Here is a 9,419-nt window from a genome sequence, read left to right as displayed (position 1 = left end):
TCGTATGACCGGTCGACCTGGGAGATGAAGACCAGCACCAGCCCGCGTTCCCGGGCAAACGATCTCAAGGCGCGTATCTGGACCATGAGCTCGGGATCCTCGCGCTTCTGGTCGAGCAGTTGCAGATAGTCGATCACCGCCAGCGTGCCGCGCGGCGCCGACCCCAACGCCTCGATGATGTAGGTGGCGCTGATGGCGTCGGAATTGTCGAACTCGAACAGATGGTCGAAAACGGCAGGGTCGACGCCGATGTCGCGGAACCGGTCGAGGATGTCGGCATGCATGTATTCCAGGGTGAAGAATACGGCGCGACTGCCCTGCTTCATGGCCGCCACGGCGAGTTCGAGGCTCATCAGCGTCTTGCCCTGACCCGGCCGGGCCGCCACGAGGACCATGTCGCCGGGTATCAGTTGCGCCAGCAGCCTCCCGGCGGGTGCGGCCTCGGCGGCTTTCGCCGCAAGCAGGCTCCAGCTGCCAAAGCCTTCCTTGAAGGCCATGCGGTCAAGCGCCTCATGAAGGGGAACATCTTCCTTGCGCGACAGCAACCTCGCCTGGCGCTTCAGATGATAGACGGGTGCGGAAAGCCGCATCGAAAAACCTCCTATTGCGAGCAGTCTTCGCAATCCCTCCTTATGCCGATGCTCGAACAGTCGGTTTAGCGATCGAATGCCCTGCATGAACGATGCTTTCCCAACGGAGGGAGGAGGGCGTGGGCGCGCCGGAATCAGATAGTAGCCAACTTCTTGCCTGTCGAAAATCGCAGATGCGCCAGCTTCGGCAGAGCGCACTAGACAAGAAGTGTTTCGCCCATCGGCGCTATGCTCTTATGATTGGCGCAGGTGATTCACCACAAGCGATACCAGTTCGAGGGGGGATTAATCCGGTGCGGTTGATATCTGTTCCGCTTGGTGCCGCCGTCCTCTTCGTCCTCGCCGCTCTGACGGCATCGGTCGGCTCGTTCGCGGCGTTGCGCCCATCGAACATTCCGGACTGGCTGCAGCGCCATGTCGGCGACAACGAAGGTCAGATCTCGCAGGTCGTGCTGGAGCGGGCGCGCGCCCTCCACCAGAAGAAGGTCAGTGAAGGTTCGGTCAGCAACCCCTGCTACTTCGCCATGGATGCGACGCGGCCGGCGACCTGGGCAACAGTGTGCTTGGCCAACGCTACTATATCATCTGCGAGGCCAAGCAGCTCTTTCGAGCGGTTTCTTCGGGCCATGGCGGCGGCCGCAATCTCAAAGGCGTTGCCGATTTCTCCAATGGCAGGCGTTGCGCGAAAAACTTCGGCAACGCGATGGATTCGGAGCTGACGGCAGGCGGAGCCTACATGACCGCCGAGACCAAGACGTCCTTCAAGGGCTATTATCGCGTCGGTGCGCAGAACGCGGTGTTCATGCGTACCTTCATCCAGTTCGATGGCGAAGGCGAAGCGGCGAACGCCAGGCAGCGCGTGATCGGCGGCCATCCGGCAGCCTTGCTCAGGGGCATGTGCCTGCGGAAAGATCCGAACAGCTCCTACGCCGACCATGACGGCTTCGTCCCGTTCGGCAAGCTGGTGAATTATGCCGGCGGCCGCAGCAATGGCTGCACCAGCTGGTCGCCGGCCGATGCCGAGCAGATCATCCCGTTGGTGAAGAACAACCCGACGACGCTCTATATCTATCCTGAATCGCGCGACATCGCCGCTGTGGCGCGCGCAAAGGCCGCCGGCCAAGCGCTGTCGGCTGCGGGCGTCTATTGGAACGCATCCTGCCTGAAGGAAATCGGCTCTCCGAAGTTCTGGCCGAAGAAGACCCTCGAGCCGATCATCGCGCAGTACAAGAAGGACCATCCGGCGCCGCCGCCGCAGCCGGTGCCGATCTGCAAGAACTGAGCCGGTCTTCTACTGGAGCAGCCCCTTGATGATGGCGCTCGCCTTGGCGAAATCCATCTGGCCGGCATATTTCTGCTTCAGGGCGCCGATCACCTTGCCCATGTCCTTCTGGCTGGCGGCACCCGTCGCCGCGATCGCCTCGCGCGCCGCCGCCGTGATCGCCACATCGTCGAGCTGTGCCGGCAGGAACTCGCGGATGATCTCCATCTCGCCGCGCTCCTGCGCCGCCAGTTCCGGCCGCCTGCCGTCCTCGAAGGCTTTGGCCGATTCCTCGCGCTGCTTCACCATCTTGGAGAGGATCTGCAGGATCTCTTCCTCGCTCGCCGCCGGCTTGCCCGCGCCGCGATTGGCGATGTCGCGGTCGTGGATGGCGGCCTGGATCAGCCTGAGCGTCGGCAGCCGATGCTTGTCCTGTGCCTTCATCGCGCTCTTCATGGATTCGGCGATTTTCTCGCGCATGATGCTTCTCCTTCGATCGCGGCGGACAATAGCTTCGCCGGACGCTCAAGGCAAATCCAGGCAAACCGTTGATTTTGCTCGGCGAAATAAATCCATTCCGCTCGGAGGAAGCGTCATTGACCGCTTTGCCGCCATCCCCTATGTACTGAGCCTCGCATGAACTGAAACTTTGGTTGCGCGCAGGCTCGCGAATTCGCCGCCGCGCGTCGTTTGCTGCGCGGGTCGTCCCTCCAACGGGATGATCCGGAACAGCCTCTAGGAGTGCCGCCATGGCCACGACCGCCCCCTGGGCCACCGAAAAGCCGACCGCCCTTCTCGTGCTCGCCGACGGCACGGTGATCGAAGGCCGCGGCCTCGGCGCCACCGGATCGGCGGTCGCCGAAGTCTGCTTCAACACCGCCCTGACCGGCTACGAAGAGATCCTTACCGACCCCTCCTATGCCGGCCAGATCGTCACCTTCACCTTCCCGCATATCGGCAATGTCGGCACCAACAGCGAGGATATCGAGGATTTGCATCCAGCTGCCCGCGCGGGTGCCGTCGGCGCGATCTTCAAGGCCAATGTCACCGACCCCTCCAACTACCGGGCGGCCGGGCATCTCGACCAATGGTTGAAGAGGCGCGGCATCATCGCGCTCTCGGGGATCGACACTCGCGCTCTCACCGTGCTGATCCGCGAGAAAGGCATGCCCAACGCCGTGATCGCCCATGCACCGGATGGCGTTTTCGACCTCGACGACCTGAAGCCGCGCGCCGCCGCCTGGTCGGGCCTTATCGGGCTGGACCTCGCCAAGGAGGTCACCTCGGGCCAATCCTCGGTCTGGCGCGAGACGCCCTGGGCCTGGAACAAAGGCTTCGGCGAGCAGGACGAGTCGTCGCTGCATGTCGTGGCCATCGATTATGGCGTCAAGCGAAACATACTGCGCCTGCTTGCGGGCCTCGGCGCCAAGGTCACCGTCGTGCCGGCAAAAACCGGCGCGGAAGAGATCCTGGCCATGCAGCCGGACGGCATCTTCCTGTCCAACGGTCCCGGCGACCCGGAAGCGACGGGCAAATATGCCGTGCCGGTCATCCAGGACCTGCTGAAAAGCGATCTCCCGGTGTTCGGCATCTGCCTCGGCCACCAGATGCTGGCGCTGGCGCTCGGCGGCAAGACCGAGAAGATGCATCAGGGCCATCACGGCGCCAACCATCCGGTGAAGGACCACACAACCGGCAAGGTCGAGATCGTCTCGATGAACCATGGCTTCGCCGTCGACGCCGACTCGCTGCCCGAAGGCGTCGAGGAAACCCACGTCTCGCTGTTCGACGGCTCGAATTGCGGCATCGCGCTGACCGGCCGGCCGGTGTTCTCGGTCCAGCACCATCCCGAGGCCTCGCCCGGGCCGCAGGATTCGCACTATCTCTTCCGCCGCTTCGTCAATCTCATTCGCGAGCGGCGCGGCGCGCCGGCCCTGGCCGAGGGCGCCTAGCTCAAAGCGCAACCCACTCCAAGGCGTATTGAGATTCGGGCCAGGCCGGGCCGGAGTCGAAGACGGGCGCGAAGCGACCAAACTGGCCGGGTTCAGAGAACCGGAGCGGATCGTATTTTTTGGTCGTGCGCACTGGAAGCGCAGGAAACAGTCATTTACAGGCCGGCACCACCTGAATATCAACACGCCTTAAGCCGCGTCGGTCACCGCTTCCTGCGCGTGCATGCGCTCGACCTCCTTCGGTGTCGGCTTGGCGACCTTCGTCACGAAGACGATCACCGCCAATGTCAGGAAAACCGCGCCGAGCACATAGGGCGCGCCGCCGAACTCAACCGGCGCGCTTGGGCCGGTGAACCAGGAAAAGATCGCCGTATAAAGCAGCGGCGTGATGATCGAGGTGATCCAGAAGATCGAGGTCATCGCGCCCTGCAATTCGCCTTGCGCCGAAGGCGGCACCTTGGCGGCCGCAAGGCTCCTCAATGGCGGGTCGGCGAGCGCTTCCAGGCAGCCGGCGACGATCACCGCGTAGATCATCCAGCCCTGCGTCGCAAACGCGTAGCCAAAGGCGCTGAGCGCGGTGAAGGTCAGGCCGATCGCCGCGGTCCTCCACTCGCCGAGCTTCGGGATGACACGCGGCAGCACCGTCGCCATGACGATCGCGCCGCATAGACCGAAGGCGCCGAGCGAGAAGCCGATCTGCTGCTCATTCCAGCCATAACGGTAGCTTGAAACGAAGGACCAGACCGCCGGATACATCATGTGGCCGAGCGTCATCAGCAAGAAGACCAGCCCGATCCAGCCTATGCCGGGATAGTTGCGCATCTGGATCAGCGTGCCAACCGGATTGGCACGTTTCCATTCGAAGCGGCGACGATGCTGCTCGTCCAGCGTCTCCGGCAGCAAGAACATCGCGATGAGGAAGTTCACGAAGGCGAGCCCGGCTGCGAAATAGAACGGCACGCGCGGCCCGAATGTGCCGAGCAGTCCGCCGAGCACCGGACCGATGACGAAGCCGACGCCGAAGGCAATGCCGAGCAGGCCGAAATTCTTGGCCCTGTTCTCGTCGTTCGAGATGTCGGCGATGAAGGCCGACGTCGTCGAATAGCTGGCGCCCGAAATGCCGGCGAGCACGCGTCCGATGAACAGCATCGGATAGGACCAGGCGATGGCGCAGATCAGATTATCGATGGAGAAGGTGAGCACCGAGGCAAGCAGGATCGGCCGCCGCCCGAAACGGTCGCTTAAGCCGCCGATGACAGGCGCGAAGAAGAACTGCATCGCCGCATAGACGAAGAACAGCCAGCCGCCCTCGATAGCCGCCTCGCTTACGCCGGCGCCGGTCAGCTCCTGCAGATAGGCCGGCAGCACCGGCATGATGATGCCGAAGCCGATGACGTCGAGCAGCAGCGTCGTGAAAACGAGCGCAAGGCCCCGCTTGGCGGTCTTGGGGTCGATCATGGTGACAAGCTCCTCGGCCGCCTTGGACGGGAGGCTCTTATAGGCGAGCCAGCCGGCCGGAACAATAAGCGAACGACCGCAACTGCCTCATCCTGACATCAGTTCCCGGCAGCCCGCCGCGGTGCCGCAGCCCTGCGTCGCTGTTCAGACCGGATTGTTGAATGTATCGCAGTCCGAAAGCTTGCCGCTCTTGTAGCCGCGCGCCAGCCAGGTCTGCCGCTGCGCCGACGTGCCGTGGTTGAAGCTTTCCGGAACCACATAGCCCTGCATTTTTTTCTGCAGCGTGTCGTCGCCGATCTGCTTGGCGGCATTCAGCGCGCTTTCCATGTCGCCCTGCTCCAGAATGCCCTTCTGCGCAGTATAGTGCGCCCAGACACCGGCGAAGCAGTCGGCCTGAAGCTCGACCCGGACCGACATCTGATTGGCCTCGGCCTCGCCCATGCCCTGCCGCATCTGGTTGAATTTCGACATGATGCCGGTGAGGTTCTGCACGTGATGGCCGACCTCATGCGCGATCACGTAGGCGCGGGCGAATTCACCCGAGGCGCCGAACTGCTGGTCGAGCTGCTGGAAGAAGGTCATGTCGAGATAGACCTTGTGATCGCCCGGGCAATAGAACGGTCCCGCCGCCGAAGAGGCAAAGCCGCAAGCCGACCGGATCTGGCTGCTGAACAGCACCAGCTTTGGGTCCTCGTAGGTAAGGCCATTGGCCTTGAAGATACCGCTCCATGTGTCCTCGGTCTCGGCGAGCACGGTCGCCACGAACTGTTTCATCTCGTCCGAGGCGGGCGCGCCGCTGTCCGGCGAACTGCTGTCTTCGGTAATCTGGCCGCCGCCGCCCGGCACGAGGCCACCACCTTCACCCAGGATCTGCGATGGATCGAAGCCGAAATACCATCCGGCGAGAACCACCAGAATGACGAAGATGATGCTGCCGCCGCCGCCCGCTCGCCCCCCGATCGGAACGCGGAACTGCCGCGGACTGTCACCGCCGAACCCGCCGCTGTCGCTGCGCTCGTCCTCGATATTGTCGCTCTGACGGCGGCCTCTCCAAAGCATGGCAACTTCCTCGCAATGCAGATGTTCTGGAAGGTCCGGCCTATGACCGCCCCCTTCAGACAATTATCGCAACGGTCACGCCGAGTCACAGCATTTTTGCTGACCAAAAGACCGCGCGTCCGGCTCCAGATGGGATGAAATCAGAGCTTTTGCTTCGAGCCGGTTTCGGCCTCGGTCTTGCGCTCGTCACGAGCCGCCGCGTGTCTCAACCCTTTGGCCGCTGGCTTGCCCTTCGTGGTCGGTGCCTGTTCAACGCCCGTCGCTTCCTCCGTTCCACGCGATCATCGCGCAACGTCAGGAGCAACGTGCGTACCGTTCGGCGGTTCCAGCGACTCGTCGGTCCAGAAGTTTAACGCTGGCGGGGCTCAGCGTGTCGTCATCGCCCTGCGAAATGCATCCAGCGTCTCGGCGCTGACATGGTGCTCGATGCCCTCGGCATCGATCCGTGCCGTCTCGGCGCTGACACCGAGCGAGCGCAGGAAGGCTTCGACAGTCTCGTGACGGATGCGGCTCTCCTGCGCCACCTTGCGACCGGCGTCCGTGAGAAACACCCCGCGATAGGGTTTCCTGGACACCAGCCCGTCGGCGCAGAGCCTTGTCAGCATTTTTGCCACGGTGGGTTGCGCGACGCCAAGCCTGGCCGCGATATCGACCTGACGGGCCTCGTTTCCGTCCTCGATCAGATCGGCGATCAGCTCGACATAGTCCTCGACAAGCGCGCTGCGACGCGCTTCGCGGGTCTGACGGAACCCTTCCGAATGGATTTCGGCATCAGGAAGCGGCTTTTCGCGTCGAACTGGTCTGTTCCTCAGCGCCAATACGCGCTCCTTCATGGCTGAATCGGCTCCGCACTCATAGCACGGACCGTGGTGCCCTGGCCGTTTATTTGCATTCCCGGGTCGGCGCAACCCGGCGTTTGCTGCTGCACGCGGCGCCCTATCGGCGTGCATCACAAGAGCTTGAACAATGAAGTATAGCCTGTTGCATAATGTTCAGCCTTAGCATACATAGTGGCGATCCTCGATACCCTTCCAGCGGACCCCCCGATGTCAGAAGCAGTGTCCCGTCCCTCGTGGCAATTTGCCCGCTCCGATGAGACTGAGCAGCCCAGTCTGCGCGAGGTCAATGCCTCGATCAGGGTGCCCGACACCGGTCTCTGGTTCCGCCGCCTGTTCGCCTTCATGGGTCCCGGCTATATGGTCTCGGTCGGCTATATGGACCCGGGCAACTGGGCGACAGACCTCGCCGGCGGCGCCCAGTTCGGCTACACGCTGCTTTTCATCATCATGCTGTCGAACCTGATGGCGATCCTGTTGCAGGCACTGGCCGCCCGCCTCGGCATCGCCACCGGCCGCGACCTCGCGCAGGCCTGTCGCGCCTATTATCCGCGTCCGGCAAATTTCCTGCTCTGGATCGCCTGCGAACTGGCGATCATCGCCTGCGACCTCGCCGAGGTGATCGGCACGGCGATTGCGCTGCAGCTCCTGTTCGGCATCCCGCTGATCGGCGGCGCCGTCCTCACCGCGCTGGACGCCTTCCTTGTGCTGCTGCTCATGAACAGGGGCTTCCGTTATCTCGAGGCGTTCGTCGTCGCGCTCCTGATCATCATCTTTGGCTGCTTCGCCATCCAGATCTTCGTCGCCGCCCCGCCCGCAGGCACAATCCTGCATTCGATGTTTGTGCCGTCGTCCCAGATCGTCACCAACCCGACGATGCTCTACATCGCCATCGGCATCATCGGCGCCACCGTGATGCCGCACAATCTCTACCTGCACTCCTCGATCGTGCAGACCCGCGCCTATGAGCGCACCGATGCCGGCAAGCGCGACGCCATCAAATGGGCGACCACGGACTCGACCATCGCGCTGATCCTGGCGCTGTTTGTCAACGCGTCCATCCTGATCGTCGCGGCAGTGGCCTTCCACGGCACCGGGCACCAGGATGTCGCCGAGATCGGTCAGGCTTTCGAATTGCTGTCGCCGCTGTTGGGCTTGAGCATTGCCTCGATCCTGTTCGCGGTCGCGCTGCTCGCCTCCGGGCTCAACTCGACGGTCACCGCCACGCTTGCCGGCCAGATCGTGATGGAAGGCTTCCTGCGTCTGCGCATTCCGCAATGGGCGCGCCGCCTGCTGACGCGCGGCCTTGCCATCGTCCCCGTCGTGATCGTCACCGCGCTCTACGGCGAAAAGGGCACGGCCCAGCTCCTGGTCTTCAGCCAGGTCATCCTGTCGATGCAGTTGCCCTTCGCCGTTGTGCCGCTGGTGCAGTTCGTCTCGGATAAGAAGAAGATGGGCAGTTTCGTCATCTCGCGCGGCGTCGCCGCACTCGCCTGGGTAGTCGCGGCGATCATCCTGGTGCTCAACTTCAAGCTGCTCTTCGACACTTTTGCCGGCTGAGTTCGAGCCGCGACATCCCGGCCGGCCGCGCTATCTTCTGAAAGCATGACCGTTTCGGACGACGCCCGAAAATTCTACGCCAAACTGATGGCCGCGCATGCGCGCTCCGCCGATCCCCGCATCGAGGAGGCGTTCGCCTCCGTGCCGCGCGAGGCCTTTCTCGGCCCTGGACCTTGGACAGTCTTTGCCGGCGACGGAGCGTTCAAAACCCCGACTGCGGATCCAAGCTACATCTACCAGAACGTGCTGGTGGTGCTCGATGCCGACAAGGGCATCAACAACGGCGAACCGATTCTGCACGCCATGTGGATCGGCAAGGTCGAACCGAAACCCGGCGAAGCCGTCACCCATATCGGCGCCGGTACGGGCTACTATACCGCGCTGCTGGCAAGGCTGGTCGAGCCCGGCGGCAGCGTCACCGCCTTCGAGATCGAAGCGGATCTCGCCGCGCAAGCCAAGGTGAACCTCGCGGCCTATGGCAATGTCGAGGTCGTTGCCGGCGACGCTGTCGCCGGCCCGCTGCCGCCCTCCGACATCATCTATGTCAATGCTGCCGTCATTGCCCCGCCCCCTGCGTGGCTGAGGGCGCTCAGGCCCGGCGGCCGGCTGATCTTCCCCTGGCGGCCGGCGCAGCGTATCGGCCTCGCCGTGCTGGTCACCCGCATGCAGGCGGGGTTCGCCTGCCGGCCCTTCATGGGTTCCT

Annotated in this window: 8 protein-coding genes and 1 pseudogene; 4 read left to right on the top strand and 5 right to left on the bottom strand. The window is 63.4% G+C overall.

What is annotated here, in order from left to right; all coding sequences use genetic code 11:
• A partial coding sequence (locus tag EOA60_RS07900) for a DNA helicase (protein ID WP_128311217.1) occupies positions 1–590 on the bottom strand: 590 nt, incomplete at its 3' end.
• 293 nt (positions 591–883) lie between these two features.
• Between EOA60_RS07900 and EOA60_RS07895 the strand changes: the two are divergent.
• Positions 884–1,872 (top strand): annotated as a pseudogene (locus EOA60_RS07895) (hypothetical protein).
• Between the two features lie 9 nt (positions 1,873–1,881).
• Here the strand turns inward: EOA60_RS07895 and EOA60_RS07890 are convergent.
• Entirely contained in the window at positions 1,882–2,331 is a 450-nt protein-coding gene (locus EOA60_RS07890) for a GatB/YqeY domain-containing protein (RefSeq protein ID WP_067326768.1), read from the bottom strand.
• Positions 2,332–2,600: 269 nt separating this feature from the next.
• Between EOA60_RS07890 and carA the strand changes: the two genes are divergently transcribed.
• Positions 2,601–3,803, top strand: coding sequence for a glutamine-hydrolyzing carbamoyl-phosphate synthase small subunit (carA, locus tag EOA60_RS07885; RefSeq protein WP_127335061.1), 1,203 nt, complete (start codon positions 2,601–2,603; stop codon positions 3,801–3,803).
• 189 nt (positions 3,804–3,992) lie between these two features.
• Here the strand turns inward: carA and EOA60_RS07880 are convergent, their stop codons facing one another.
• The 3 genes from EOA60_RS07880 to mntR all read right to left on the bottom strand — a co-directional run bounded on the left by EOA60_RS07880 (position 3,993) and on the right by mntR (position 7,138).
• Complete coding sequence (locus tag EOA60_RS07880) at positions 3,993–5,261, bottom strand: TCR/Tet family MFS transporter (protein WP_127335062.1); 1,269 nt, start codon at positions 5,259–5,261, stop codon at positions 3,993–3,995.
• Positions 5,262–5,405: 144 nt separating this feature from the next.
• Complete coding sequence (locus EOA60_RS07875; RefSeq protein ID WP_095801617.1) at positions 5,406–6,320, bottom strand: neutral zinc metallopeptidase; 915 nt, start codon at positions 6,318–6,320, stop codon at positions 5,406–5,408.
• Between the two features lie 365 nt (positions 6,321–6,685).
• The gene (gene mntR, locus EOA60_RS07870) at positions 6,686–7,138 is read right to left on the bottom strand and encodes a manganese-binding transcriptional regulator MntR (RefSeq protein WP_066994948.1); all 453 of its coding nucleotides are present in this window, start codon (positions 7,136–7,138) and stop codon (positions 6,686–6,688) included.
• Positions 7,139–7,366: 228 nt separating this feature from the next.
• On the opposite strand from mntR, the gene EOA60_RS07865 reads away from it, so the two are divergent.
• Together EOA60_RS07865 and EOA60_RS07860 are read left to right on the top strand one after the other, a co-directional pair.
• Positions 7,367–8,716: an Nramp family divalent metal transporter gene (locus EOA60_RS07865; RefSeq protein WP_095823220.1), complete on the top strand. Its 1,350-nt coding sequence runs from the start codon at positions 7,367–7,369 to the stop codon at positions 8,714–8,716.
• A gap of 45 nt (positions 8,717–8,761) precedes the next feature.
• Positions 8,762–9,419 (top strand): methyltransferase domain-containing protein (locus EOA60_RS07860; RefSeq protein WP_128311214.1); only part of this gene is annotated, 658 nt, incomplete at its 3' end.

The organism is Mesorhizobium sp. M1A.F.Ca.IN.020.06.1.1, assembly GCF_004023265.1.
Taxonomy (GTDB): Bacteria; Pseudomonadota; Alphaproteobacteria; order Rhizobiales; family Rhizobiaceae; genus Mesorhizobium.
This window is presented reverse-complemented; position numbering and strand designations above follow the sequence as displayed.

What these genes read in the sequence shown, in the direction of transcription:
- carA (WP_127335061.1), top strand. Translation starts at nt 2,601, where the DNA reads ATGGCCACGACCGCCCCCTGGGCCACCGAAAAGCCGACCGCCCTTCTC.
- EOA60_RS07865 (WP_095823220.1), top strand. Translation starts at nt 7,367, where the DNA reads ATGTCAGAAGCAGTGTCCCGTCCCTCGTGGCAATTTGCCCGCTCCGAT.
- EOA60_RS07880 (WP_127335062.1), bottom strand. Translation starts at nt 5,261, where the DNA reads ATGATCGACCCCAAGACCGCCAAGCGGGGCCTTGCGCTCGTTTTCACG.
- EOA60_RS07875 (WP_095801617.1), bottom strand. Translation starts at nt 6,320, where the DNA reads ATGCTTTGGAGAGGCCGCCGTCAGAGCGACAATATCGAGGACGAGCGC.
- EOA60_RS07890 (WP_067326768.1), bottom strand. Translation starts at nt 2,331, where the DNA reads ATGCGCGAGAAAATCGCCGAATCCATGAAGAGCGCGATGAAGGCACAG.